Genomic DNA, 25,217 nt, shown 5'->3' with positions numbered 1-25,217 from the left:
TAAACTTGTTTTATTCCCTTCAAAGGTACGGATTTGCATACCTAAACAAAAAAATATAATTACTTTTGTAGCAAAAAAATTAGTGAAAGTAACATTTTTAGGTACGGGCACTTCGCAAGGAATTCCTATTATAGGAAGCAAACATCCGGTTTGTTTAAGCAACAATCCAAAAGATAAACGTTTACGGGTTTCTGTAATGATAGAGTGGGAAAATTATACCTATGTGGTAGACTGCGGACCAGATTTTAGACAGCAAATGTTGGCTAATAATGTAGAAAAAATAGACGGTATTTTATTTACGCACGAGCATAACGACCACATAATTGGTTTAGACGATGTGCGTCCTTTTTATTTTAAACAAGGAGATATAGAAGTTTATGCGCACCAACGTGTTATTGAAGCTCTAAAACAACGTTTTTCTTACGTTTTTGAAACCAAAAATAAATATCCGGGCGCGCCAACTTTAGCTATTAATGAGATAGATGAAAATGGTTTTTACCTTAGCGGAAAAAAGGTTATACCTATAAATGTATGGCATAATAAATTACAAGTTTACGGTTTTAGAATAGACGATTTTGCTTATATAACAGACGCTAAAACAGTACCGGAAAAAGAAATGGAAAAATTGCGCGGGGTAAAAGTGCTTACCGTAAATGCTTTGCGCATAAAACCACACCATTCGCATTTTAATTTGGAAGAAGCCTTGGCTTTTATTGAAAAAATAAATCCAGAAAAAGCCTATCTTACTCACATTAGTCATTTGTTGGGCTTTCATGACGAAGTAGAAAAAAACCTGCCGGCAAACGTGTCTTTGGCATACGATAACCTTAAAATAGAACTTTAATGAAAAATAAAGCATTTCTTTACCTATTCCTTTTTGCAGTTTTATATATCATTTTTCAATATACCAATGCGCAAAAAACGTTTGCGTTGCAAATGGAGAAAATAGAAGAGTTAGAAACAGAAAATACCAAATTAGAAAATAAATTAAACACTTTAAATTCCGAAAAGGAAGAATTAACCAGTTTTGATTTGTTGCACAACGCAAAAGCCAGTTCTTATTTTGAAGACAGAAACTTACCGGCAAAAGAGATAGCGCAAAAAGTAGAAGCGGCAATTATAAGCAAAAACAAACCGGACGCTGATAATGCGTTGGTGCCTTACCAAGGTTTGGAAGGAAATTTTAATATAAATTCCGTTCGTATTTTAAACCACAAATGGGCCATAGCAGAATTTACCGATGGCACCTATTGGGGAGAAGTACTCATAAAATATTTTGTAGAAGAAAACGAACAAATAAGTTTTGAAACCGGCGATGCGTTTTTATATGCAAATCCGGAGTATTGATTGGGGTTTTTTGATTTTTAATCTAGGAAATATTAGAGTAATTAGTAAAATTAGTTCAGGAATAAATATTTAACAGTATTGAAATGGGAAAAAAGTTAACTGTATTCATGATTGATGGAACGGCTTATGGTCCGAGATTAAGTGAAATTGGAAATTGGGTAGGAAAAGCTATCTATAGTCCGAGGGCTTCTGTTAATAAAATAATGAATAGGAGTGAATTTAATAATCCGGGAATATACTGTTTAAAAGGAGATCCTACGGATGATGCTTATGATGAAAAAATATATATAGGGGAAGCCGAAAATATAAGGGTGAGGTTGAAACAACATTTAAGCGACCCTAATAAAGATTTTAAAGAACTTATATTTTTTGTAAGCAAAGATGAACTGCTTACAAAAACTCAAATAAGATATTTAGAATCCAGATTGGTTCAATTGTCAATAGAGGCTAAAACAGCTCAAATCGACAATGGTAACTCTCCAAGTTTGCCAACTCTTCACGAAGCAGATATTTCTGATATGGAATATTTTTTAGAACAAATAAAATTGATCTTACCTCTTATGGGTTTTAAGTTTTTAATTCCGTCAACTGTAAGAGAGGAAAAAATCGAAAAAAATGAAAAAGATGATTTTGTTCACGAAACTTACTTTATAAGAACCAACTCTTTTGAAGCCAAAATGAAGGAAACAGACCAAGGTTATATAATTTTAAAGGGAAGCGAAGCAAAAAAAAGACTATCAAATTCTTGTACTGAAACTTATCGAAACCTTAGAAGAAAGCTGTTAGATACTAAAATATTAATTGAACATAATGATAAACTTATCTTTGCTGAAGATACCGTTTTTAATAGTCCAAGCGCAGCGTCTAATATGGTATTAGGAAGAAACTCAAATGGATTTACAGAGTGGATTAATAAAAACGGAAAATCATTTAGAGAGGTTCAAGAGATAATAAACTTTTAAATTATTTCACATTCCGAAAAGTTAAAACGCTCATCGATTTAAATATCAAAAAAACTCTCCTCCCTAAGACTCCAACCAAGCTTTAAATTCTTTAAAATTTTCCGGTGTAACGCCGTGACCTGCTGGAAACTCGCTGTAGGTGTTTTCTATTTTTAAATTATCTAAAAAACCTTGAATATTTCTAGCCCAAGCAACAGGAATAACCGGATCTTGCGAGCCGTGAGAAGCGTAAATTTTTAAATTAGAAAAATCTTTAGTTTTATAATCACTTTTAATAATTTCTTCGTGAATATAACCGCTTAAAGCTACTACACGCTGTACTTTTTCTGGATAGGAAAGCGCTACGGCATAACTTAAAATAGAACCTTGACTAAAACCTAATAAACAAATGTTATTAGGGTCTGCGTTGTAACTTTCTATAACTTCATCAATAAAATTTACAATTAATTCGCGAGATTTTACGGCTTGCGCATCGTTGGTAAATTTGTTTTGGTTAGCGTCAAAATTAATTTCGTACCAAGCATTTCCGTAAGGCATCATTTGCATTGGCGCTTTGGCAGAAACAATTAAATACTTATCGTCTAACTCCGGTGCAAAAGAAAACAAATCGTTTTCGTCGCTGCCGTAACCGTGCAACAAAATAATTGTCGGCGCTTTTTTATCGGTTAAGTTAGAAGGTTTTATAAGGTGTTTTAAACTAAGATTTTTTGTTGTCATTATGCTAATTGTTTAAACCATTTCTGAAAATATTTTCCTAATAGCGGTACTAAATTGGGTTTGCCTTGCAATGCTCCCGAGAAACCATAAATCCATAAGGTTAAAAAGAAAACCCAAAACGGAATGGAAATTAATAAGCTATCAAAACCGGTTATTAGTGGTGCTATTATAAAAGAGGTTAAATGTATACCTAAAGCTTGACGCGTATGAAAAGACGCAAATTTACTTTTGTTTTCGCCATTCATAAATATTGCAATTACAGAGCCTACTATGGTAATATAGGCTGTTATTGCCGCGCTTTTACCTTGATTAATATCGTTGTTTTGCATTTTCCTAAAATAAAGAAAGTTTTTGGTTTGCAAATATACCTACAGTTTTTCCTTTTAAAACCGTATCTGTAAAAATACTGTTTTTAGAAGTAGATAAAAGTGTATTTGTTTGGTAGTTGTATTCTGCATTTGGCAAGAAAAAGCTTAATTCTGCCGGTTGGTTTTCCGCAATAGCGTAATTGGGTATTTTAAAACGGGTTTTGCCTGCCGTTAAAAACTGAATGCAGGTTTCTGTATCAAAAATTTTCCGTAAAGCAGCAAAAGCAGTTTCTAAACCAATACTGCCAAAAGCTGCATTTTCAAACTCTACTTTTTTCTCTTCTATGGTGCGTGGCATATGGTCGCAGGTTAACATATCTATCACACCAGATTTTAATCCTTCTCGTAAAGCCAGCATATCTTCTTTTCCCCGTAAGGGTGGTAAAACTTTAAATTTACTGTCAAAATCATGCAATTCTTTATCTGTAAAAAGTAAATTTGCAATGGCAACGCTGCAACTTACATCTAAGCCTTTTTCTTTGGCTTCTTTGATTAATTGCACAGATTTTTTGCTGGAAATTGTAGGTATGTGCAACTTGCCGCCGGTATATTCTAAAATAAATAAATCTCTGGCAATTTGTAATTCTTCGGCCAAAGCGGGAATTCCTTTTAAACCAAGATGCGTACTCATCGTATCTTCGTGCACCAAACCGTTTGTGGCAATGGCATTTTCTTGCGGGTAAGAGGCAACCAAAGCATCAAAACCTTGCGCATATTGTAAAGCAATTTTAAGTAAATTAGGATTGCCAATAGGTTTTTTATAATCGCTAAAAGCTACGGCTCCGGCTTTGCTCATATCAAACAATTCTGCCAAATCTTTTCCTTTGGCACCAGGGCTTAAAGCGCCTTTTGGATAAATACCAACGCCGTGTAAACCGGTTTTATTCCTAAAAAACGAAATAGCGCTACTATTGTCTGGCACCGGTTTGGTATTGGCATTTAATGCAATGGCTGTAAAACCACTTTTGGCGGCTACTTTTAAACCATTGTCTAAGGTTTCGCGCTCTTCAAAACCGGGTTCGCCAAAACTTATGCTGCTGTCAAACCAACCTTTAGAAACGTGTAAATTTTCTATAGAAATAGTTTTATCTGCTTCAAAATTAAGCTTATCGCCAATTTTTACAATTTCGCCTTTTTCTATAAAAATATCTTTGGTTTGTTTATGCAGTTTGCCGCCCGGGTCTATAATGTGTACCGCTTTGAGGAGTAGTTTCATAATGGCTGGATTATTTTAAGAATTTTAAAAGTAAAACTTCTAGTAACAAAAAGCCTATGGCAAAAATAACAAACCATTTCCAAAGCGCGTTAATTTGTGTTTGCTTTATACTTTCGGTAAAATAATTTGCTATGGAATTTTGAATATTTGCGTTCTTAAATTTACCTAAATCGCCGGGTTTTAAATCACTTTCTTCCCGACTGTAATTAAAGCTTAGGTTTTCTATAATTTGCTCCTTGTTTTTTACCATATAATGTCCGTCTGTTTCCGGAAAGTCTTCTAATTCTAAATTTACTTGTTCGTTAAATTTTTGCTGCCGCGGAATAAAATCTTCTTTTTCCTTGCCAATTTTTAAAACTTTATCTTGCCCCAGATTAACCGGAATGCTTATCTTATTAAGCCTGTTTACGGTATAATATAATTTTGGCAGAGCCAGGCTTTGTTTGGCCATATTATAAAAAGTAGGCACAATTAATGGCGATTGTTTAAAGTTAGAATTAGACGCGCTAATGGCTGCAGTAAAGACATATATGTTTTCCCGATTGCTCAAAAACGCTTGTTGGTTATTGTAACTTAATATGGTATTTCCGTAGCCGGAATAATCAAAATGTTTTTCTACTTTCGGATATTCAAAATTGCGTACTTCTTTGTTAAAAACGCCTTCGTACAGCGGATGTGAAAATTTTATGTCGGTTATTTTTAAAGCTTCGTTACCAGCTTCTGTAAATTTTCCTGCTCCCAATTTTTGTAACAACGTGTTATAAGCGCTTAAATCTGCCTTTACGGAAGGTATAAGGGCTAAAGAACCATTTTCTTTGCTATGATTTTCTAACAAACTACGCAAAGAATTCGGGATATTTTCCAATTCGTTTAAAATAATAAAATCTGCTTTTTCTAAAATACTATAATTGGCTTTAGACAAGCTAAATACGTCTAACTGAAATGCTTCTTTTTTCCCGAATATTTTTTGCAAATAAGTATCGTTATCATTAGATATTACCGCTACTTTTATAGGCTGATTTTTTGGTAAGCTTATGTGAAAATTGTTGTCGTAAGCAAGGCCTTTATCTTCTATTGTAATCTTTGCATTAATAAATTCTGTTTTTGGTAAGCTAAAGCGTACAGAAGCTGTATCGGTTTCTTTAAAACCGGCGCTGGTTTTTGCAAAAAGTCCGTTTTTTGTGTAAACACCTACCGGTATTGTGTTTTCAGATTTTTTGTTGGCTTGTAAATTTACTTTTAAGGTATAGGTTGAAGGATTTTCGGTAGTGATTTTTGCACTTTTTATAAAGTAATTTAACGGCTCTTTACTAGAAAGTTGTAAAAGGTTTACTTCGTGCTGAGGACTAAAACGCACCTCTTCTTGCAAGTTGCTTTTCTGAAAATCAGAAATGGCTATAAAGTTCTTTTTGCTTGCCGGGTTTTCAGAAAATAATTGTGCTGCTTTTAAATAAGCTGTTTTTAAGTTTAAGCCTTTCGGCGAATAATTTATTTGTAATAGCTCATTTTTTATTTCATTAAGCCTAACATTTTTAAATACCGCATTGTTGGTAAGCAAACTAAACTCTTCTTCTTTGGGAATATTTTTTAGCAATTCTTGTATAGCTTGTTTCAGTAAAACACCTTTTGCATTTTTTTGTTGCATGCTAAACGAATTATCTAAATAAATAACGCGTTCTTGTTCTTTTAAAGCTTCTTGACTTGACGGAATATAAGGTTGTGCAAATGCAACGATTACTGCAGCAAATAAGAGCATTCTACTTAGAAGTACCAGCCACTTTTTTATTTTAGAACTCTTGCGGGTTTGTAACTTTACCTTTTTTAAAAATGCTACGTTGGTAAAAGCTTGGATTTTAAATTTACGAAGCTGAAAAAAGTGAATAATAATCGGAATTATCAGTAAAAATAAAGCGTATAAAAATTCCGGATGTTTAAACAGCATTAGTTTGGGTAAAGTTTTTTCAAATATAGAAAATACCCAATTGAAAGCGGTATTTGACAGCTAGTATTTTTTGTACTGATTTTTCACTAAAAATCATCAAAAACTCCTAAACCAAATAAAGCAAAATCGTATTTCACAGGATCTTTTGCGTCTAATTTTCTAAGGTTTTTATCTAATTGGTTTACCGCTTTGGCATCGTTTTGTTTACGTTTTAACAATCCTAATTTTCTAGCAATAGTTCCGCTATGTACATCTAACGGACAAGATAAGGCCGCAGGAGAAATATTTTTCCATAAACCAAAATCTACGCCTTTTTTATCTTGTCTTACCATCCAACGTAAATACATATTAATACGTTTGGCGGCAGATTTCTTTAACGGATCGCTCACATGTTTTTCTGTTCGCGCTAAATGCGGAAGCTCAAAAAAATGTTTTTTAAAATGATGAATTGCTAGCTGTGTAGAATCTTTTGTGCTGTAATTGGTAAAAATAGCTTCTAAACCTTGATGCTTTTTATAAATGTGTTGCAAGGCTTCTATAAAATAAGCAAAATCTGTCGCGTTGAACGTGCGGTGTACAAATCCGCGTAAAGCGTCTACATCTTTTTTTTGATGCTGCATAACAAAATCATACGGACTATCGTCTAGCAAATGCATCATTTGTCTTGCGTTTTTTAAGATGCTTTTTCTGTTTCCCCAAGCGATAGTTGCAGATAAAAAACCGGCAATTTCTATATCTTCTTTTTTAGAAAACAAATGCGGAATTTGTATCGGGTCTGAAGCGATAAACTCCCGTTGATTATATTTCTCTACCTGAAAATCTAAAAACTCTTTTAATTCTTTTTGGGTCATACAGAAAGAAAAACTTTAGTTAGATGCTTGCTCATAGCAGGTTTCACGATGCTAAATTAAGATGTTTGCAATAAATTTAGCCCCGAAAGTTCTTCCCCAATTTGATGGATTCCATTTAATATCTTTTCGGTTTGTTTGGCAGAGGGTTTTTTATGGCCTTGAACATACTGTGATAATAAAGTGGCGTTCATTCCAATTTTTTCGGCAAGAAAATTGGCGTTAATTACTTTATAATATTTGAAAAATTGCTGAAAATCAATTTCAAATCTAATATTTTTATGGTCTAAGGTACTTGCTTCTTCCTCAAAATAAAATTCCGTTGCTTCGTAAGTATTGTTTATAAGTTCCGGAATAGACTTACCCGTAGTGAAGATTGGATAATCTTGTGAGAAAGCAGAAAATCCGGTGTCGGTTTTTTCAACAGTCATTACTATTTCTTTCTTTTTACCCATTTTACTTATTTTTTAGTCCGGCGTCTTTTAATATTTTATTTTCTAAGCCTTTACCCATTTCTTGGCTGCCGTGATTTGGAAATATAATCGTTCCTTTTTTGGTTTCGTGGCGCATTTTGACGTGCGAACCTTTTTGTGAAACTGCAAACCAACCGTCTTTTATTAGAATTTTGTATAACTTTGAACATTTCATTGACGCTCGCAATTTAAACTTCTAACCAAAGGTAAACTTTAATTTACTTTTTTACAAGGAAATATTATTTTGGAATTTGTGCTATTCTAGAAAAAAATTTGCTTATACAAAAGTACCGTCTACCATACTCAATTTGCGGTCTGCCATATTGGCCAATTCTTCGTTGTGGGTAACAATAATAAAGGTTTGACCAAATTCTTCGCGAAGCCTGAAAAATAAAGCGTGCAAATTTTCGGCAGATTCAGAGTCTAAATTACCAGATGGTTCGTCTGCCAAAATAACTTCCGGATTATTAATTAAAGCTCTTGCTACCGCAACGCGTTGTTGCTCGCCGCCGCTTAATTCTGCAGGTTTATGGTCTTTACGGTGTTTTAGGTTAAGAAAATCTAACAATTCTAAAGCGCGTTTTTCTGCTTTTTCTTTAGGTGTTTTATTGATAAACGCCGGAATGCAAATATTTTCTAAAGCTGTAAACTCCGGTAAAAGTTGGTGAAACTGAAAAATAAAACCAATATGCCTATTCCTAAATTGCGCGAGCTCTTTTTTAGAAAGTTTAAAAATACTAGAACCGTTAATTTGTAACTCTCCCGGTTGCGATTTTTCGGGATAATCTAAAGTGCCAAGAATTTGTAGTAAGGTAGTTTTTCCGGCACCGGAAGCACCAACAATAGAAACTACTTCACCTTTTTTTATAGATAGATTTACATTGTTTAAAACGTGTAAATCGTCATAATATTTATGAATGTTCTTAGCAATTATCATAGAATTATTTTTCTGTTTACTTTGGCAAAACTTAAAAATAGACTAGTATTTTTAGCGATTAAATCTTCTTGGTAGCAAATATAATTTAATAAATTTAGCAGTGGTAGCTTTTATAAAAGTTTACAAATTGTAAAATTCTGCCTAATAAGCGTTAATTTTTGGGAAACTGCTTTTTATTTTTTTAGTTTTAAATAAAAAATGGAAAAGAGAATGGAAACCGCTACATTGGCAGCGGGTTGTTTTTGGTGTATAGAAGCAGTTTTTCAGCGTTTGGAAGGTGTAGAAGATATAATATCCGGTTTTACCGGCGGCGTAATTAAAAATCCGCCTTATCGGGAAGTAGTGCAGGGCAGAACCGGGCACGCAGAGGCAATTCAGTTTAAATTTGATCCGGTTATTACCAGTTACGAAGAAATTTTAAAAGTGTTTTTCGCTACACACGATCCTACTACTTTAAACAGACAGCAAAACGATGTTGGCCCGCAATACAGGAGTGCAATTTTTTACCATAATGATGAACAAAAGCAGACTGCAGAACGCGTAAAAGAAGAATTAAACCAAGAAATTTACGATAACAAAATTGTAACCGAAATAAGCCCCGCAAAAGCTTTTTATAATGCCGAAGAAATACATAGAAATTTTTATAACAGAAATCCGCAGCAACCTTACTGCCAGATTATTATAAATCCTAAATTAGAGAAGTTAAAAGAATCTTTTTCGCATAAATTAAAGCCAGCGTTTTAAGTTTTTTAGATTTCGGAATGATTTTTGGAGTTTTAACAGAAAACAAACCTATGAAAAATATAAAACGGAAACTTTTATTAAAAGGCTTAGCCTACGATGCCGTAGGTATGCTTAGTTCTTTTATTCCGGTAGTTGGTCCTTTTTTAGATATTATTTGGGCGCCTTATGCCGTTCAAAAAATGCGGGAAATGTACCCAAACAGGAAAGGGAAAATTGCTTCTGTAATTCTTTTTATAGAAGAGATTTTACCGGTTACAGACGTAATACCAACTTTTACCTTAATGTGGTTATACACTTTTGTTTGGAAAAAAGAAGAAAACCCAATTATTATAGATGCAGAAGTAATTTCCTAGAATAGACAGATTTTTATATATAGATTTTTAAAAAGAGGGTGGCGTTAATTAATCGTCATCCTCTTCTTCTTCGTCTTCTTTCTCTATATCTGCTTCTTCTAGGTCTTTGGGCGGAATCTCTACAATGGGTTCGTTTAAATCTTCTTCTTCATAATCTTCCTCATCGTATCGTGCCATTGTATCTTCTAGACGCGTACTTACTTTTACCAAATAAACAGTATCGTTTGTTTTAACCTCTACAGCTTCTACCGTTTGGTTTTTGGCATTTTTAAAGGTAATTATATGGTCGTCGTCATAACCATCCGGATATTTTTCAACCAACATACCTAAAATTTCGGGCGTTAATTTTTTATAATCTACTATAACTCGTTTCATAATTAAAAATCAAATCTAGGTTAAGGTTTAAAAACACAATAATAAAAAAAGATTGGCAGAATAAAATTGGTAGGCCTTTTTATTTTTTAATAAAATCAGCCTTTTGTATAGTTGCCAAGCTATCGCAATTTAAAACCCTTATGCGTATTTCTTTTTTATTCTTTAATTGGTGCTCTATTCTAAAAATATTGCACGTATCTATTCCGTTTGTTTCGCTGTTGCTGAAATCTACATCGCCATCGGTAAAAATAATTTCTACATCTGTAGAATCTAACTGGTTTTTTTTAAAAAACAGAGCTGCATTGCTAGAGTATTCTATTGGTTTGGTACGAATGTTCTTTAAAACTCTTGCATTTGGACCATAGGCACAAGATGTTTTTTTTCCGCCAAGGAAAAAGAAAAGAATAATTATTCCTAAAAAAAATCCGCCAAGGTAATAAGCGAGTCTGTAAATAAATTTCATATTAAAAAATAAGCAAATTAATATCGCGGTATTGCAAATCAAACCAATCTGCAACCGATTTATTGGTTAAAATTCCGTGGTAAAAATACAATCCATTTCGTAAACCACGGTCAAAACGCAAGGTGTTTTCTAAGCCGCCTTCTTCACCAATATGTAAAAGATAGGGCGTAAAGATATTACTAATTGATAATGAGGAAGTTCTAGGATATTTTGACGGAATGTTAGGAACGCCATAATGAATCACGCCATACTTATTTTTGGTTGGTGTGTCGTGTGTGGTAATCTCGGTAGTTTCTATACAACCGCCCATATCTATACTTACATCTATAATTACCGCGCCTTTTTTCATATTTTCTACCATAGTTTGCGAAACAATTATGGGAGCTCTATTATTGCCACGAACGGCACCAATTACTACATCTGCGCGTTTTAAAGCTTTAAGCAAAGTTTTGGGTTGTAGGGTAGAAGTGTACAAAGGTTTGGCAAGATTACTTTGTATGTTGCGCAATTTGGTTAACGAGTTGTCAAAAAACTTTACGCTAGCCCCAAGACCTAAAGCGGCGCGACCGGCAAATTCTCCTACCGTACCGGCGCCTAAGATTACTACCTCTAACGGCGGCACGCCACTTATGTTGCCAAACATCAAGCCGCTGCCTTTTTCGCTAGATAAAATTTCTGAAGCTATTAAAATAGAGGCTGTCCCGGCAATTTCGCTTAATGCGCGCACGGCCGGATAAGTGCCATCTTCATCTTTGATAAACTCAAACGCCAAAGCGGTAATTCGTTTTTCTGCTAATTGTTGAAAGTAACCTTTATCTTGTGTTTTGAGTTGCAAAGCAGAGATAAGTGTCGTTTGCGGATTCATAAGAGCCAGCTCTTTTTTAGAAGGCGGCTCTACCTTTAAAATAATGGGGCAAGCAAAAACTTTGGCTGTTTCTTTGGTAATTTCTGCGCCTGCTTCGCTATAATCGTGATCTGTAAAATTGGCATCTTTTCCGGCTTTACTTTCTATTAAAACCCTGTGCCCGTGAGCAGTTATTGCAGCAACTGCATCTGGCGTTAAGCAAACTCTTTTTTCTTGGTAGGAAGTTTCTCTGGGTAAACCTATAAATAATTTTCCTTTAGATTTTTGTATTTCTAAGGTTTCTTCCTGCGGAAGCAATTCGGCATGGCTAAAAGGTGTAGAAGGTTTGCTCATAATTTAAGATTGAACAATAAAGTAACTAAAAAAAATGTTTGCAACAAACCTTTTTAAAAACTTAATTAAACAAGTCTTTTACTTGCTGAAAAAAACCTTTCTTCTCTCCAAGTTCTTTTTCAAACTCTTTTAAATCGTTACCCGAAAGGCTTGTAGAAAGCTTAGCACGAATTAAATAAACCAACGGTACAATAATAGCCATAATAGGAATAAGGTACCAAATTTCTACAACGTCAAAGTAAGATAAATCATCGTTTAAGGCACTGATTAATTGGAATAGAAACATACCAATGGGAATTAGAATTACGTGGTACCACCAATGTTTGCAAGTTAAAAACCAAATGGTTAAAAGATATAAGGGTATAAACTTTCCCATTATTGTCCATACACTTGCTAAAACGCTATAGTAAAAATTACTTTCGTAGGTAAACAAAAAAGTTTCCCAGGTTTTTGTTTCCGGGAAACTTTTGTAAGAATAAAATATATAGGGGGTAATCGCAATTAAGAATGCAATGATACTACCCGTTAGTAGGGACCCTGATCTGGTCTTTTCTGATATCGACTTTTGCGATTTCTTGTTTGTCTTGTGTGTTTTCATCTAGTTGGGGTAGGCAAGATGCTGAAAAAATTCCGATTAAACCAATAATTGCGAAAACGAATATAAGATTTTTTGCGTTCATAATAGTAAAATTTTGTGTTTGTAAAATTATTTTTTTGATTAATGTTGATACAAACCTATAAAGAAATTTGTTAAAAAAATTAATTTTCTTTGCCGTACATTTGCAAACTTTTATTTTGCAAAATGCAGATTTTCAAAATTTTACAATAGCTTATCTTTAGTGAAATGTTAAATTTAACTAATGGGTTTACCGCAGTAATTTAAGATTTCTTTTGTGCTCTCCCTTTTTTGTTAGCAATAGTTGAGTGCAATTTTCTGGTAATAAATTTTTAATTTTTTCCGGCCACTCTATTAATTTATAGGCGTTGGAGTCTAAATACTCTTCAAAACCTATATCGTAAGCTTCTTCTTCGTCTTCAATTCGGTAAAAGTCAAAATGAAAAATACTACTTTTTTTTGCTTCATATTGGTTTACCAAAGAAAAAGTAGGGCTAGAAACCCGGTCTGTGCTGCCCAATTGTTTTACAATTTCTTTTATTAAAGTGGTTTTGCCTGCGCCCAAATCGCCATAAAATAACAAACAATGGCTTTTGTCTGCCTCTAAAATTTCTTTGGCTACTTTGGGCAACTCATCTATGGTATAAGTAACAGAGTTCATCTTAACGCGGATTTAAAACAGTAAACGGAATAATCATTTCTTCTAAAGAAACGCCGCCGTGCTGGTAGGTGTTTCTATAATAACTAACATAGTGATTATAATTATTGGGGTAGGCAAAAAACAAATCGCCTTTAGCAAAAATAAAAGAACTACTCATATTTATACTTGGTAAATGAAAATCTTTAGGGTTTTTTGCGGCAACTACATCTTTGTTTTCGTACGTAAGGCTCTTACCGGTTTTATAACGCAGGTTTAAACTCGTGTTTTTGTCGCCAATTACTTTAGAAGGGTTTTTTGCGTTAATAGTGCCGTGGTCTGTAGTAATAATAACTTTAAAGCCTAATTGTTGCGCTTGTTGCAGCATTTCTAACAATGGCGAATTTTTAAACCAACTTTCTGTTAAGGAGCGGTAAGATTTGTCTGTAGAAGCCAATTCTTTTATAACTTCCATCTCTGTTTTGGAGTGGGAGAGCATATCTACAAAATTATACACCACTACATTAAGGTCGTTTTCTTTTAAGGTTTTAAAATTATCTACCAATTTCTTGCCCTTCTTTAAGCTCGTAATTTTATGGTATTCCATTTTATAATCTAACCCCAAGCGTTTCATTTGTGCCCGCAGAAATTCTTCTTCGTGCATATTTTTACCGCCTTCATTGGTATCGTTTAGCCATAAATTGGGATGCAATTTCTCCATATCTGCCGGCATCAATCCGGAGAAAATAGCATTTCTTGCATATTGGGTTGCGGTAGGTAAAATGCTATAAAAAGCTTCTTCCTTTTCTTTTTTAAAATAATTGTTTACAATTGGCTCAAATGCACGCCATTGGTCATAACGCAAATTGTCTATCACTACCAAAAGTGTAGGTTGTTCTTTGCTGAGTTGCGGTACAACTTTATCTTTAAATAAGGTATGCGACATAGTAGGAGCATCGGCATCTTTTTCAAACCAAGAAGCATAATTCTTTTCAATAAATTTACAAAACTCTGTATTGGCTTCGGTTTTTTGCGATTCTAGAATTTCAAACATCCCGCTATCTTCAATATTTTCTAATTGAATTTCCCAATAAATCAATTTTTGGTACAGCTCTGCCCAAGCTTCCCAAGAATTTACAGAGGCCAAATCCATAGCAATTTTTCTAAATTCTTGTTGGTAGCTTGAAGTTGTCTTTTCGGAAACTAATCGCGAATGATCTAAATTCTTTTTTAAGCTAAGCAAGATTTGGTTGGGGTTTACCGGTTTTATAAGATAATCGGCAATTTTAGAACCAATTGCTTCTTCCATAATATACTCTTCTTCGCTTTTGGTTATCATTACTACCGGCAAGTTAGCTTGTTTTGCTTTTAATTCTGCCAATGTTTCCAAACCTGTAAGTCCCGGCATATTTTCATCTAAGAAAACAATATCAAAATTTTGATTTTCTATTTCTTCTATAGCTTCAGAACCACTTCGGCACGTAGTGACCGTGTAGCCTTTTTTTTCCAAAAATAAAATATGGGGCTTTAATAAATCTATTTCGTCATCTACCCAAAGTACTTTGATATCATTCATATATGTATATTTGTTTTCTAATTAAATTAATGATTTGAATAAACCTAACAAACTTAAAATATTAAACGATCCAATTTACGGATTTATTACCATTCCTAACGAGCGAATCTTTGATATTATAGAACACCCTTACTTTCAAAGATTACGCAGAATTTCGCAAATGGGAATGTCTTTTTTGGTATATCCCGGTGCACAACATACCCGTTTTCATCACGCTCTAGGTTGCTTGCATTTAATGCGAAAATCCTTGGGAGTGCTTCGTTTTAAAGGTGTTAAGATTTCTCAAGAAGAAGAAGAAGCCTTGCTTATTGCTATTTTATTGCACGATATTGGGCACGGACCTTTTTCGCACGCAATGGAGCATAGCATTGTAAGCGGGGTGAGTCACGAGCACATTTCGCTCAAATTTATGGAAAAACTCAACGATGAATTTAACCAAAGTTTAACGTTGGCAATCCAAATTTTTAAAGGAGAATATCCGCGATTGTTTTTTCAGCAGCTAATAGCAAGTCAATTAGATATAGATCGTTTAGATTATTTAAAACGCGATAGTTTTTATACCGGTGTAGCCGAAGGAAATATAAACAGCGAACGCCTAATTACCATGCTTAATGTGGTAAATGATAAGTTGGTAGTAGAACAAAAAGGAATTTATTCGGTAGAAAAATTTTTGGTTGCGCGCAGATTAATGTACTGGCAAGTATATTTGCATAAAACCGGGTTAGGGGCAGAGCAATTGCTTATTCGTGTTTTGCAACGTGCAAAAGAACTTACAGATACCGGCGTAAAATTAAAAGCCAGTAGAGCTCTTTCTTTCTTTTTAAACAATAAAATAACTTTAGAAAAGTTTTCCGATAAGGTATTAGACACTTTCAGTCAATTGGACGATTACGATATTGTCTCTGCCATGAAAGAATGGATGCATTGCGATGATTTTGTTTTAAGCGAGCTTTGCAGTATGGTAATTAACAGGAATTTATTGAAGGTAAAGCTTAAAAAACAACCCATAGATCCTAAAAAAATAGCCCAATATACCAAAGTGGTAAAAGAGAAGTATAACTTAACCAATTATGAAGCCTCCTATTTTGTTTTTAAAGGGAAGGTTAGTAACTTGGCGTACGATAATAAGATTCAGAATATCAATATTTTACATAAAAACGGAAAGTTGACAGATGTTATAAAAGCATCAGACCAATTAAACTTAGAAGCATTATCTAATCCGGTATTAAAATATTATATCTGCTATCCGAAAGCAAAATATTAACAAATTTTTCTATTTTTGTCAGAATGAAATTTACAGCAGAACAAATAGCAGATATCTTAGACGGAAAAATTGAAGGAAATCAAGACGCCGAAGTTTCTACTTTGTCTAAAATTGAAGAAGGTACCAAAGGTAGCCTTACCTTCTTATCCAATCCTAAATACACAGACTATATATACCAGACCCAAGCTTCTATTTGCATAATAGATGAAGATTTTAAATTAAGTCAGGATGTAGACACTACTTTAATTAGGGTAAAAGACGCTTATAAAGCTTTTACAACCTTATTAGAGTATTACAATCAAATTAAATTAGATAAAAAAGGAGTAGAGCAACCTAGCTTTGTTTCGGCATCTGCCAGCATTGGAGAAAACGCTTACATTGGCGCTTTTGCTTATATAGGAGAAAATGTAAAAATTGGTGATAACGTAAAAATTTATCCGCATACCTATATAGGAGATAATGTGGTCATAGGCGACAATACCCTAATTTTTAACGGAGCAAAAATATATTCAGAATCAGAAGTTGGCGATTATTGCATCATTCACAGCGGTGTAATTGTTGGTGCAGACGGTTTTGGCTTTACGCCGAATGAAAAAGGAGAATACCAAAAAGTTCCACAAATAGGTAATGTAGTTATAGAAGACTTTGTAGACATTGGCGCAGGAACTACTATAGATAGAGCAACTTTGGGTTCTACCAGAATTAAAAAAGGGGTAAAACTAGATAACCAAATACAAATAGCCCATAATGTAGAAATTGGCGAGCACACAGCTATTGCCGCTCAAACCGGTATAGCCGGCTCTACAAAAATTGGTAAAAATTGTATAATTGGCGGGCAAGTTGGTATTGCGGGACATATTACTATTGGTAATCGTGTAAAAATACAAGCACAATCTGGCATTGGTAAAAATGTAAAAGACGACGAGAAACTGCAAGGATCTCCTTCCTTTTCGTACACCGCTTTTAACAAATCATATGTTCACTTTAGAAATTTACCCAAAATTGTTGGTAAACTTAACAAACTTGATAAAGCTAAATAAAAATGGCTAAAAATAGTCCGAAGCAAAAAACTATTAAAAAAGAAATCTCCTTAAAAGGAGTTGGTTTGCATAGTGGTAAACAGGTTACACTTACCTTTAAACCTGCAGAAGAAAATCACGGTTACGCTTTTAAAAGAACAGACTTAGAAGGCTCTCCTGTTATACCAGCAGATGCAAATTATGTTGTAGATACCCAACGCGGTACTACATTAGAAAAAAATGGCGTTTACATTCAAACCTGCGAGCATGTTTTGGCTGCTTGTGTAGGTATGGAAGTAGATAATGTTCTTATAGAACTAGACCAAGCAGAACCGCCAATTATGGACGGTTCTTCTAAGTTTTTTGTAGAAGCTTTAGAAGAAGCAGGCTACCAAGAGCAAAATAGCCCTGTGGAAGAATATGAAGTTACAGAAGTTATTTCTTTTGCAGACGAAGAAACCGGAAGCGAAATTATTATAATGCCAGCCTCTGATTATCAAGTTACCACTATGGTAGATTTTGGCACAAAAGTATTGGGCACGCAAAACGCTTCTATTAAAAATATGTCTCAATTTAAAGAAGAAATTGCAGACTCGCGCACCTTTAGTTTTCTACATGAATTAGAAATGTTGTTGGAAAATGGTTTAATACGTGGCGGAGACCTAAACAATGCCATTGTATATGTAGACAAAGAATTGTCTGAAGATACGATGGAAAAACTCCGTAAAGCTTTTAATAAAGATAAAATTGCCGTAAAACCAAATGGTATTCTAGATAATCTTACCCTACATTATCCCAACGAGGCAGCGCGTCATAAATTGTTAGATGTTATAGGAGATTTAGCCTTAATTGGTACCAGAATAAAAGGCAAGGTGATTGCTAATAAACCCGGACATGGTATAAACACACAGTTTGCCAAAAAAATGGCTAAACGCATTAAAATAGAAAAGCGTAATAAAGTGCCTAAAGTAGATTTGGAACAAAATCCGATTATGGATGTTAACCAAATCATGAAAATGCTTCCGCACCGTTCGCCTTTTTTGTTGATAGATAAAATTTTCGAGCTTACAGATAGTCACGTAATAGGTAGCAAAAACGTGACGATGAACGAAGATTTTTTTCGTGGGCATTTTCCCGGAGCTCCGGTAATGCCGGGTGTTTTAATTGTAGAAGCAATGGCGCAAACTGGCGGTATTCTTATTTTAAGTACCGTTCCTGACCCCGAAAATTACCTAACCTACTTTATGAAAATAGACAAGGTTAAATTCAAACAGAAAGTAGTGCCGGGAGACACCTTGGTTTTTAAATGTGATTTAATTTCACCAATTAGACGTGGTATTTGCCATATGCAAGGCCAAGCATTTGTAAACGGAAAACTATGTGCCGAAGCAGAATTGATGGCACAAATTGTAAAATCTAAAGAATCCTAAATATATGAATCAACCTTTAGCCTACGTCCACCCGGGCGCAAAAATAGCTAAAAATGTGGTTATAGAACCCTTTACTACCATTCACAACGATGTGGAAATAGGCGAGGGAAGTTGGATTGGTTCTAACGTCACCATTATGGAAGGCGCCAGAATTGGTAAAAACGTAAACATTTTTCCCGGAGCAGTAATTTCTGCAATTCCACAAGATAAAAAATTTAAAGACGAAGAAACCGTAACCATTATTGGCGATAACACCACTATAAGAGAATGTGTAACCATTAATCGCGGTACAACCGATAGAATGAAAACCGTTATCGGGAAAAACTGTTGGATTATGGCTTATTGCCACGTTGCACACGATTGTATAGTGGGCGATAACTGTATTTTTTCTAATAACAGCACACTTGCCGGTCATATAACTTTGGGAGAGAGCGTTATCCTTGCAGGGATGACGGCCGTACAACAATTTTGTAAAATTGGCAGTCACGCTTTTATAACCGGTGGCTCTTTGGTAAGAAAAGATGTACCTCCTTTTGTTAAAGCAGGAAGAGAACCACTTTCTTATGTAGGAATAAACTCCATTGGTCTTCGCCGAAGAGGTTTTTCTACGGAAAAGATTAGGGAAATACAAGACATATACAGAATTTTATACCAAAAAAATTATAATAATTCCCAAGCAATTACCATTATAGAAGCAGAGATGGAGGCCACTCCCGAGCGAGATGATATTCTTCAGTTTATCAAAGACTCCAGACGTGGTATAATGAAGGGATATTTTTCAAATTAATTAAAATTATGGCAACAACTAGCGATATTAGAAAAGGCTTGTGCATTCGGTACAACCACGATATTTATAAAATTATAGAATTTTTACACGTAAAACCGGGAAAAGGACCCGCTTTTGTACGTACAAAATTAAAGAGTGTTACCACTGGTAAAACTTTAGAAAACACCTTTTCGGCAGGGCATAAAATTGACGAAGTGCGGGTAGAAACGCACAAATTTCAGTTTTTATACCAAGACGGAGACTTCTATCATTTTATGAATACAGAAGATTATTCGCAAATTAGACTGGTAGAAGCAGCATTAGATACGCCGGGTTTACTGAAAGAAGGTGAAATTGTAACGGTTTTAATAAACACAGAAGACGACTCGCCATTATCTGTAGAAATGCCCGCTAATGTAGATTTAGAAGTAACCCATACAGAACCGGGGGTTAAAGGCAATACAGCAACCAATGCAACCAAGCCTGCAACGGTAGAAACGGGAGCAGAAGTAAACGTGCCTTTATTTATTAATGAAGGAGATAAAATTAGAGTAGAAACAGAAAAAGGCACCTACAAAGAACGCTTAAAAGAATAGTTTGCATGCAATTTCCCCAAAAGCATACTTTAAAGCAAATTGCAACAATTCTCGATATCGAATATGTAGGAGAAGATGATTTTCCTATTTACGGTATGAACGAAATTCATGTTGTGCAAAATGGCGATATTGTTTTTGTAGACCATCCTAAGTATTACGACAAAGCATTAAATTCGGCTGCGACCGTAATACTAATCAATAAAAAAGTAGAAAAACCGGAAGGTAAAGCTTTATTGATAAGTGAAGATCCGTTTACAGATTTTAATAAACTTACCACTTATTTCAAACCTTTTGAAAAAGCAGATAAAGCTATTGCTTCTTCGGCAGAAATTGGAGAGAACACGCATTTGCAACCCAATGTTTTTATTGGTAATAACGTAAAAATTGGTAAAAACTGCCGTATTCATTCTAACGTAAGTATATACGACAATTCTATTATTGGCGATAATGTGATTATTCACGCCAATACCGTTATTGGGGCAGATGCTTTTTATTATAAAAATAGACCTAGCGAGTTTGATAAGTTAAAGTCCGGCGGACGCGTAGTTATAGAAAACGATGTAGAATTGGGCGCTGCGTGCACAATAGATAAAGGCGTAAGTGGTGATACTACAATTAAAGCCGGTACCAAAATAGACAACCAAGTACAAGTTGGTCACGATACTGTTATAGGTGAAAAATGCCTTATTGCCTCGCAAACCGGAATTGCCGGTTGCGTTGTTATAGAAAATGAGGTAACTATTTGGGGTCAAGTTGGCATAAGAAGCGATGTAGTTATTGGCAAGAAAGCTATTATTTTGGCACAATCGGGCATTAGTAAAAATTTAGTAGGAGACACAACCTATTATGGTTCTCCTGCGCAAGAAGCAAGGAAAATGTTTAAAGAAGCAGCAATGCTAAAACGTATTCCCGCATTGCTTAAAAAACATAATATTGTATGAGCATAGAAGAAAAAAACCTGGTCAAAAATTTTTTTGAATCTGATTTTTATAAAGATACAACGCAATTAGAAACCTATTTACACCCAAAGGTAATTGTAAATTGGAGTAGCAGCGCTGGTCACAACGTGCTAAACTATAACGAGTTTGCTGCAATGGCTACAGAGATGGGAAAATCTTTTGAAGCCTTAAATTGCGAAGTTACTCACCTGTTGCAGGAAAGTAATTTTGTAACCATACGGTTTAGTTACACTGCAAATACTATAGAAGAACCAGATGAAGATATTCCCATTGCTCATTTTATTGCAATTTGGGAAATTAAGGATCAAAAATTATACAAAGGTTTTGTAATGAGCCAGCCGGGCGAGGAAGACGTGACCAACCTGTTTTAATTTAATAAAAAAATAAGAAAATAATTTAGCCAACCTATTTAAAAAATTTACCTTTGTAGGGCAATAAATCAAGAGAAAATTATGAGTGTTTTAGTCGATAAAAATTCAAAAATAATTGTACAAGGTTTTACCGGTAGTGAAGGTACTTTTCACGCCGAACAAATGATAGACTACGGAACAAATGTAGTTGGTGGCGTAACTCCGGGAAAAGGAGGTCAAAAGCATTTGGGTAAACCTGTTTTTAATACGGTAGAAGAAGCGGTAAAAGAAGTTAACGCAGATACCTCTATTATTTTTGTACCACCGGCTTTTGCCGCAGATGCAATTATGGAAGCTGCAAACGCAGGAATAAAAGTAATTATTACTATTACTGAAGGTATTCCTGTTGCAGATATGATAAAAACTGCAGATTATATAAAAGATAAAGATTGTAGATTAATTGGTCCTAACTGTCCGGGTGTTATCACGCCGGGAGAAGCTAAAGTTGGTATTATGCCTGGCTTTGTATTCAAAAAAGGAAAAGTAGGAATTGTATCAAAATCCGGTACCTTAACCTATGAAGCTGCAGACCAAGTAGTAAAAGAAGGTTTAGGAATTACCACAGCTATTGGTATTGGTGGCGACCCAATTATCGGGACAACCACAAAAGAAGCTGTAGAGTTATTAATTAACGACGAAGAAACAGAATGTGTAGTTATGATTGGCGAAATTGGCGGTCAATTAGAAGCAGACGCTGCAAAATGGTATAAAGAAAGCGGTTCTAAAAAACCGGTTGTAGCATTTATTGCGGGAGAAACTGCACCGGCAGGAAGAACAATGGGGCACGCCGGAGCAATTGTAGGCGGTAGCGAAGATACTGCGCAAGCAAAGAAAAAAATCTTAAAAGAAAACGGAATTCACGTAGTAGATTCTCCGGCAGAAATCGGTAAAAAAGTTGCCGAAATTTGTGCATAATCTCTTTTTCGTAATAAAACAAAAAACCTTCTGAGCTTTTCAGAAGGTTTTTTTATGGTTTAGCTAAAGCTATATGCTTATATTTGAACAAAAGAATGCAAAAATAACCCAATAAATTATGAAACTCTTAGAAGGAAAAAACGCAATAATAACCGGCGCTAGTCGCGGCATCGGAAAAGGCATAGCAGAAGTTTTTGCCAACCACGGTGCAAATGTAGCTTTTACTTATAGCTCCTCTGTAGAGGCAGCAGAAAGTTTAGAAAAAGAACTAACCCAAAAAGGAATAAAAGCTAAAGCGTATAAAAGCAACGCCGCAAGTTTTGAAGAAGCCCAGAAACTTATTGAAGATGTTACGAAAGACTTTTCTAGCATAGATATTTTGGTAAACAATGCAGGTATTACCAAAGATAATTTGTTAATGCGTATGTCTGAAGAAGATTTTGATAAAGTTATAGAGGTAAACCTAAAATCTATTTTTAATATGACCAAAGCAGTGCAGCGCACGATGCTAAAACAGCGTAAAGGTAGCATTGTAAATATGAGCTCTGTAGTTGGTGTAAAAGGAAATGCAGGCCAAGCAAATTATGCTGCTTCCAAGGCTGGTATGATTGGTTTTTCAAAATCTGTTGCCTTAGAATTGGGCTCTAGAAATATTAGATGCAACGTAATTGCTCCCGGATTTATAGAAACAGAAATGACAGACAAATTAGACGAAAAAACCGTAGAAGGTTGGCGCAAAGCTATTCCGTTAAAACGTGGTGGCAATCCAGAAGACGTTGCCAATGCATGTGCGTTTTTAGGAAGCGATTTGAGCGCATACATTACCGGTCAAGTCTTAAACGTAGATGGCGGTATGCTAACTTAAAATAGTAATTTCTTTACGGAAAAATATACACGTTAAATTATCGTTTTATTTTTCTGTAATTAGCTTGCCAAAAATTAATTTCGTTTTAATTGTTTAAAGCTATTATCTATTGGTTGCAAGTGCAAGAATATTGTATCTTGCAACCAATATGATTGTGGGTCGTTTACAATCTTTTCCTAGTTTTCTATATGAGCATAAATCTTGTTCTACTATTAATTACCGCTTTTGTAGTTGCCATTCTTTTGGCAGGATTGCAATATTTTTCCGTAAAGAATACCAAACGAAAAAAGAATTGGGTGGTTTTATTAGGTTTAAGAACACTCACTTATTTTGCTGTTTTTTTACTGCTTATAAATCCGCAGTTTAACCAAAAAAGTTATACTATAGAAAAGCCAAATTTGGCAGTAGTGGTAGACAATTCTTCTTCTATAAGTGCTTTTAAGAAAACAGAAACAGCAGAAAAGATTTTTCAACAAATACGTTCTAACAAAGATCTAAAAGAAAAATTTTCTTTACAGAGTTTTCAATTTGACGCTAATTTTAAACAATATGATGATAGCTTAAGCTTCCGCGGAAGCCAAACGAATCTACACGCTCTTTTTAAAAATTTAAATGCCCTTTACGGAAAAGAAAATGCGCCGGCAATCATAATTTCAGATGGTAACCCCACTTATGGTAGTGATTTTATTTTTGAAGCCAAAAAATATAAATCTACTATTTATCCAATAGTTTTAGGCGATACAACAAGCTATCAAGATTTGCAGATAAAACGCATTAATGCCAATAAATTTGCTTTTCTGGATAATAAATTTCCGGTAGAAGTATTTATAAATTATAGCGGAGAGAAATCTGTAAATTCTAATTTTCGTATAAAATTAGGTCAAACTACCGTTTTTCAGCAGAAACTTAATCTGGGACCAAATAAACGTGCAGAAGTTATTCAAACGCATTTACCGGCAAAAAGCGTTGGTTTAAAAACCTATACAGCAGAAATAGAGACTTTACCAAACGAAAAAAACACAGAGAACAATCAACAACCTTTTGTTATAGAAGTAGTTGATGAAAGCACACAAATTCTATTGTTAAGCGCTTTTCCGCATCCGGATGTTGGCGCAATTAAGAAAAGTATATTACAAAATAAGCAGCGCCAAGTAGACCTTAAAACCCCAACAGATGCAATAGATTATAGCAACTATCAGTTGGTAATTTTATACCAACCCGGTGCAGATTTTAAAGAAGTTTATAAAAAAATAGAAGCTTTTAATTTGCCAACTTTTACCATTACCGGTCCTAAAACAGATTATTCTTTTTTAAATAAAATACAAGACGATTTTCAAAAAGAAATAAGCACACAAACAGAAAATTATTTACCAATCTATAACAACAGCTTTTCAAGCTTTCAGTTTGATAATATTGGGTTTGATGATTTTCCGCCATTGAGCGATAATTTTGGGGAAGTGACTTTTAAAAAAGCACACCAAGATTTGCTATACCAAAAGGTCAATAGTATAGAAACTCAAAATGCATTTTTAAGTGTTGTAGAAGATAATAATGTTAGACGTGCTTATTTATTTGGCGAAAATATCTGGCAGTGGCGTGCAAAAAATTTTAGAGATAACGATAGTTTTGAAACTTTTGATGCCTTTACGGGAAAACTTTTTCAATTTTTAGCTTCTAATACCAAACGCTCCCGATTACAGCTAGCTTACGAAAACTTTTATAACTCTGGCGAGCCAATACTTCTACAAGCAGATTACTTTGATAAAAATTACGTTTTTGACCCACGCGCCACTTTGCAAATAGAGCTTAAAAATAAAAATACTTCGCAAGAAACGAACGTACCTTTTATTTTACAAAACAAGACTTATTTAGTAGATTTGAGCAATTTGCAACCGGGAGAATATAACTTTACAGTTTCGATAAAAAATAAACCAATTAGTAAAAAAGGAAGTTTTAGTATTGTAGATTTTGATGTAGAAAAACAGTTCTTTTCTGCTAATACACAAGGTTTTAGAAAAATTGCAGATTCGCTTTACTATCCCAATTCAGTAGATAATTTAATAAATAATTTAACTAATAATAAAAAATACCAAGCTGTACAAAAAGAAGAAATTAAAAAGGCATCTTTAATAGATTGGTATTATCTTTTAGCCATAATTATAGCCTGCTTAAGTGCCGAATGGTTTATAAGAAAATATAACGGATTAATTTAAAATAACCA

The 25,217-nt window shown here is 34.4% G+C and carries 29 protein-coding genes; 15 read left to right on the top strand and 14 right to left on the bottom strand.

Features of this window, described 5'->3' with window-relative positions; all coding sequences use genetic code 11:
* Positions 1-82 precede the first annotated feature (82 nt).
* The 3 genes from FKR84_RS06735 (at position 83) to FKR84_RS06725 (ending at position 2,309) form a co-directional block, all read left to right on the top strand.
* A complete protein-coding gene (locus tag FKR84_RS06735; RefSeq protein WP_141421535.1) occupies positions 83-844 on the top strand; it encodes an MBL fold metallo-hydrolase in 762 nt (253 codons plus the stop codon).
* Entirely contained in the window at positions 844-1,347 is a 504-nt protein-coding gene (locus FKR84_RS06730; RefSeq protein ID WP_233357691.1) for a hypothetical protein, read from the top strand. The genes FKR84_RS06735 and FKR84_RS06730 overlap by 1 nt, the downstream gene beginning before the upstream one ends.
* 83 nt (positions 1,348-1,430) lie before the next feature.
* Entirely contained in the window at positions 1,431-2,309 is an 879-nt protein-coding gene (locus tag FKR84_RS06725) for a GIY-YIG nuclease family protein (protein WP_141421533.1), read from the top strand.
* 63 nt (positions 2,310-2,372) lie between these two features.
* Here FKR84_RS06725 and FKR84_RS06720 read toward each other — a convergent pair whose 3' ends face one another.
* The 8 genes from FKR84_RS06720 to FKR84_RS06685 form a co-directional block, all read right to left on the bottom strand.
* Positions 2,373-3,026 carry an alpha/beta hydrolase gene (locus FKR84_RS06720; protein ID WP_141421532.1) on the bottom strand — a complete coding sequence of 218 codons (654 nt, stop codon included), beginning with the start codon at positions 3,024-3,026 and terminating at the stop codon, positions 2,373-2,375.
* On the bottom strand, positions 3,026-3,355 hold the full coding sequence (locus tag FKR84_RS06715) for a hypothetical protein (RefSeq protein ID WP_141421531.1): 330 nt from the start codon (positions 3,353-3,355) through the stop codon (positions 3,026-3,028). Before FKR84_RS06715 ends, FKR84_RS06720 begins: the two co-directional genes overlap by 1 nt.
* Before the next feature lie 4 nt (positions 3,356-3,359).
* Positions 3,360-4,610 carry a dihydroorotase gene (locus FKR84_RS06710; RefSeq protein ID WP_141421530.1) on the bottom strand — a complete coding sequence of 417 codons (1,251 nt, stop codon included), beginning with the start codon at positions 4,608-4,610 and terminating at the stop codon, positions 3,360-3,362.
* A gap of 10 nt (positions 4,611-4,620) precedes the next feature.
* Positions 4,621-6,552: a BatA domain-containing protein gene (locus tag FKR84_RS06705; RefSeq protein WP_141421529.1), complete on the bottom strand. Its 1,932-nt coding sequence runs from the start codon at positions 6,550-6,552 to the stop codon at positions 4,621-4,623.
* Positions 6,553-6,638: 86 nt separating this feature from the next.
* Positions 6,639-7,403 (bottom strand): TIGR02757 family protein, encoded by a 765-nt coding sequence (locus tag FKR84_RS06700; RefSeq protein ID WP_141421528.1) that lies wholly within the window; start codon positions 7,401-7,403, stop codon positions 6,639-6,641.
* A 56-nt stretch (positions 7,404-7,459) separates the two neighbouring features.
* Complete coding sequence (locus FKR84_RS06695; RefSeq protein ID WP_141421527.1) at positions 7,460-7,855, bottom strand: helix-turn-helix domain-containing protein; 396 nt, start codon at positions 7,853-7,855, stop codon at positions 7,460-7,462.
* A 1-nt stretch (position 7,856) separates the two neighbouring features.
* Entirely contained in the window at positions 7,857-8,048 is a 192-nt protein-coding gene (locus tag FKR84_RS06690; protein ID WP_141421526.1) for a type II toxin-antitoxin system HicA family toxin, read from the bottom strand.
* A 102-nt stretch (positions 8,049-8,150) separates the two neighbouring features.
* A complete protein-coding gene (locus FKR84_RS06685) occupies positions 8,151-8,810 on the bottom strand; it encodes an ABC transporter ATP-binding protein (protein WP_141421525.1) in 660 nt (219 codons plus the stop codon).
* A 198-nt stretch (positions 8,811-9,008) separates the two neighbouring features.
* Between FKR84_RS06685 and msrA the strand changes: the two genes are divergently transcribed.
* Together msrA and FKR84_RS06675 are read left to right on the top strand one after the other, a co-directional pair.
* Positions 9,009-9,554 (top strand): peptide-methionine (S)-S-oxide reductase MsrA, encoded by a 546-nt coding sequence (gene msrA, locus FKR84_RS06680; RefSeq protein WP_141421524.1) that lies wholly within the window; start codon positions 9,009-9,011, stop codon positions 9,552-9,554.
* A gap of 50 nt (positions 9,555-9,604) precedes the next feature.
* A complete protein-coding gene (locus FKR84_RS06675) occupies positions 9,605-9,907 on the top strand; it encodes a hypothetical protein (protein ID WP_141421523.1) in 303 nt (100 codons plus the stop codon).
* 48 nt (positions 9,908-9,955) lie between these two features.
* Here the strand turns inward: FKR84_RS06675 and FKR84_RS06670 are convergent, their stop codons facing one another.
* From FKR84_RS06670 to porX, 6 genes are all read right to left on the bottom strand, one after another.
* On the bottom strand, positions 9,956-10,282 hold the full coding sequence (locus tag FKR84_RS06670; protein ID WP_141421522.1) for a hypothetical protein: 327 nt from the start codon (positions 10,280-10,282) through the stop codon (positions 9,956-9,958).
* Between the two features lie 79 nt (positions 10,283-10,361).
* Positions 10,362-10,745, bottom strand: a complete 384-nt coding sequence (locus tag FKR84_RS06665) for a hypothetical protein (RefSeq protein ID WP_141421521.1) — start codon at positions 10,743-10,745, stop codon at positions 10,362-10,364.
* A gap of 1 nt (position 10,746) precedes the next feature.
* Positions 10,747-11,943 (bottom strand): alanine dehydrogenase, encoded by a 1,197-nt coding sequence (locus FKR84_RS06660; protein WP_141421520.1) that lies wholly within the window; start codon positions 11,941-11,943, stop codon positions 10,747-10,749.
* A gap of 61 nt (positions 11,944-12,004) precedes the next feature.
* Positions 12,005-12,319: a hypothetical protein gene (locus FKR84_RS13345; protein ID WP_233357690.1), complete on the bottom strand. Its 315-nt coding sequence runs from the start codon at positions 12,317-12,319 to the stop codon at positions 12,005-12,007.
* Positions 12,320-12,809: 490 nt separating this feature from the next.
* Positions 12,810-13,220, bottom strand: coding sequence for a tRNA (adenosine(37)-N6)-threonylcarbamoyltransferase complex ATPase subunit type 1 TsaE (tsaE, locus tag FKR84_RS06650; RefSeq protein ID WP_141421518.1), 411 nt, complete (start codon positions 13,218-13,220; stop codon positions 12,810-12,812).
* Position 13,221: 1 nt separating this feature from the next.
* Positions 13,222-14,772, bottom strand: a complete 1,551-nt coding sequence (gene porX / locus FKR84_RS06645; RefSeq protein WP_141421517.1) for a T9SS response regulator signal transducer PorX — start codon at positions 14,770-14,772, stop codon at positions 13,222-13,224.
* 34 nt (positions 14,773-14,806) lie between these two features.
* On the opposite strand from porX, the gene FKR84_RS06640 reads away from it, so the two are divergent.
* The 10 genes from FKR84_RS06640 (at position 14,807) to FKR84_RS06595 (ending at position 25,209) form a co-directional block, all read left to right on the top strand.
* Positions 14,807-16,036, top strand: a complete 1,230-nt coding sequence (locus FKR84_RS06640; protein WP_141421516.1) for an HD domain-containing protein — start codon at positions 14,807-14,809, stop codon at positions 16,034-16,036.
* Positions 16,037-16,059: 23 nt separating this feature from the next.
* On the top strand, positions 16,060-17,076 hold the full coding sequence (gene lpxD, locus FKR84_RS06635) for a UDP-3-O-(3-hydroxymyristoyl)glucosamine N-acyltransferase (RefSeq protein WP_233357689.1): 1,017 nt from the start codon (positions 16,060-16,062) through the stop codon (positions 17,074-17,076).
* 2 nt (positions 17,077-17,078) lie between these two features.
* Positions 17,079-18,485 carry a bifunctional UDP-3-O-[3-hydroxymyristoyl] N-acetylglucosamine deacetylase/3-hydroxyacyl-ACP dehydratase gene (locus FKR84_RS06630; protein ID WP_141421514.1) on the top strand — a complete coding sequence of 469 codons (1,407 nt, stop codon included), beginning with the start codon at positions 17,079-17,081 and terminating at the stop codon, positions 18,483-18,485.
* A 4-nt stretch (positions 18,486-18,489) separates the two neighbouring features.
* Positions 18,490-19,272, top strand: coding sequence for an acyl-ACP--UDP-N-acetylglucosamine O-acyltransferase (lpxA, locus tag FKR84_RS06625; protein ID WP_141421513.1), 783 nt, complete (start codon positions 18,490-18,492; stop codon positions 19,270-19,272).
* An 8-nt stretch (positions 19,273-19,280) separates the two neighbouring features.
* Positions 19,281-19,847: an elongation factor P gene (gene efp, locus FKR84_RS06620; RefSeq protein ID WP_141421512.1), complete on the top strand. Its 567-nt coding sequence runs from the start codon at positions 19,281-19,283 to the stop codon at positions 19,845-19,847.
* A gap of 5 nt (positions 19,848-19,852) precedes the next feature.
* Complete coding sequence (locus FKR84_RS06615; RefSeq protein WP_141421511.1) at positions 19,853-20,788, top strand: UDP-3-O-(3-hydroxymyristoyl)glucosamine N-acyltransferase; 936 nt, start codon at positions 19,853-19,855, stop codon at positions 20,786-20,788.
* Complete coding sequence (locus FKR84_RS06610; RefSeq protein ID WP_141421510.1) at positions 20,785-21,177, top strand: nuclear transport factor 2 family protein; 393 nt, start codon at positions 20,785-20,787, stop codon at positions 21,175-21,177. Before FKR84_RS06615 ends, FKR84_RS06610 begins: the two co-directional genes overlap by 4 nt.
* A gap of 81 nt (positions 21,178-21,258) precedes the next feature.
* Positions 21,259-22,131 carry a succinate--CoA ligase subunit alpha gene (sucD, locus tag FKR84_RS06605; RefSeq protein WP_141421509.1) on the top strand — a complete coding sequence of 291 codons (873 nt, stop codon included), beginning with the start codon at positions 21,259-21,261 and terminating at the stop codon, positions 22,129-22,131.
* A gap of 118 nt (positions 22,132-22,249) precedes the next feature.
* Positions 22,250-22,996: a 3-oxoacyl-[acyl-carrier-protein] reductase gene (gene fabG, locus FKR84_RS06600; protein ID WP_141421508.1), complete on the top strand. Its 747-nt coding sequence runs from the start codon at positions 22,250-22,252 to the stop codon at positions 22,994-22,996.
* A 188-nt stretch (positions 22,997-23,184) separates the two neighbouring features.
* Positions 23,185-25,209 (top strand): vWA domain-containing protein, encoded by a 2,025-nt coding sequence (locus tag FKR84_RS06595; protein ID WP_141421507.1) that lies wholly within the window; start codon positions 23,185-23,187, stop codon positions 25,207-25,209.
* Positions 25,210-25,217 lie beyond the last annotated feature (8 nt).

The sequence above is a fragment of the Haloflavibacter putidus genome, assembly GCF_006546625.1.
GTDB lineage: Bacteria > Bacteroidota > Bacteroidia > Flavobacteriales > Flavobacteriaceae > Mesonia > Mesonia putida.
The sequence above is the reverse complement of the archived record's forward strand: the minus strand, read 5'-3'. Positions and strand labels throughout refer to the sequence as shown.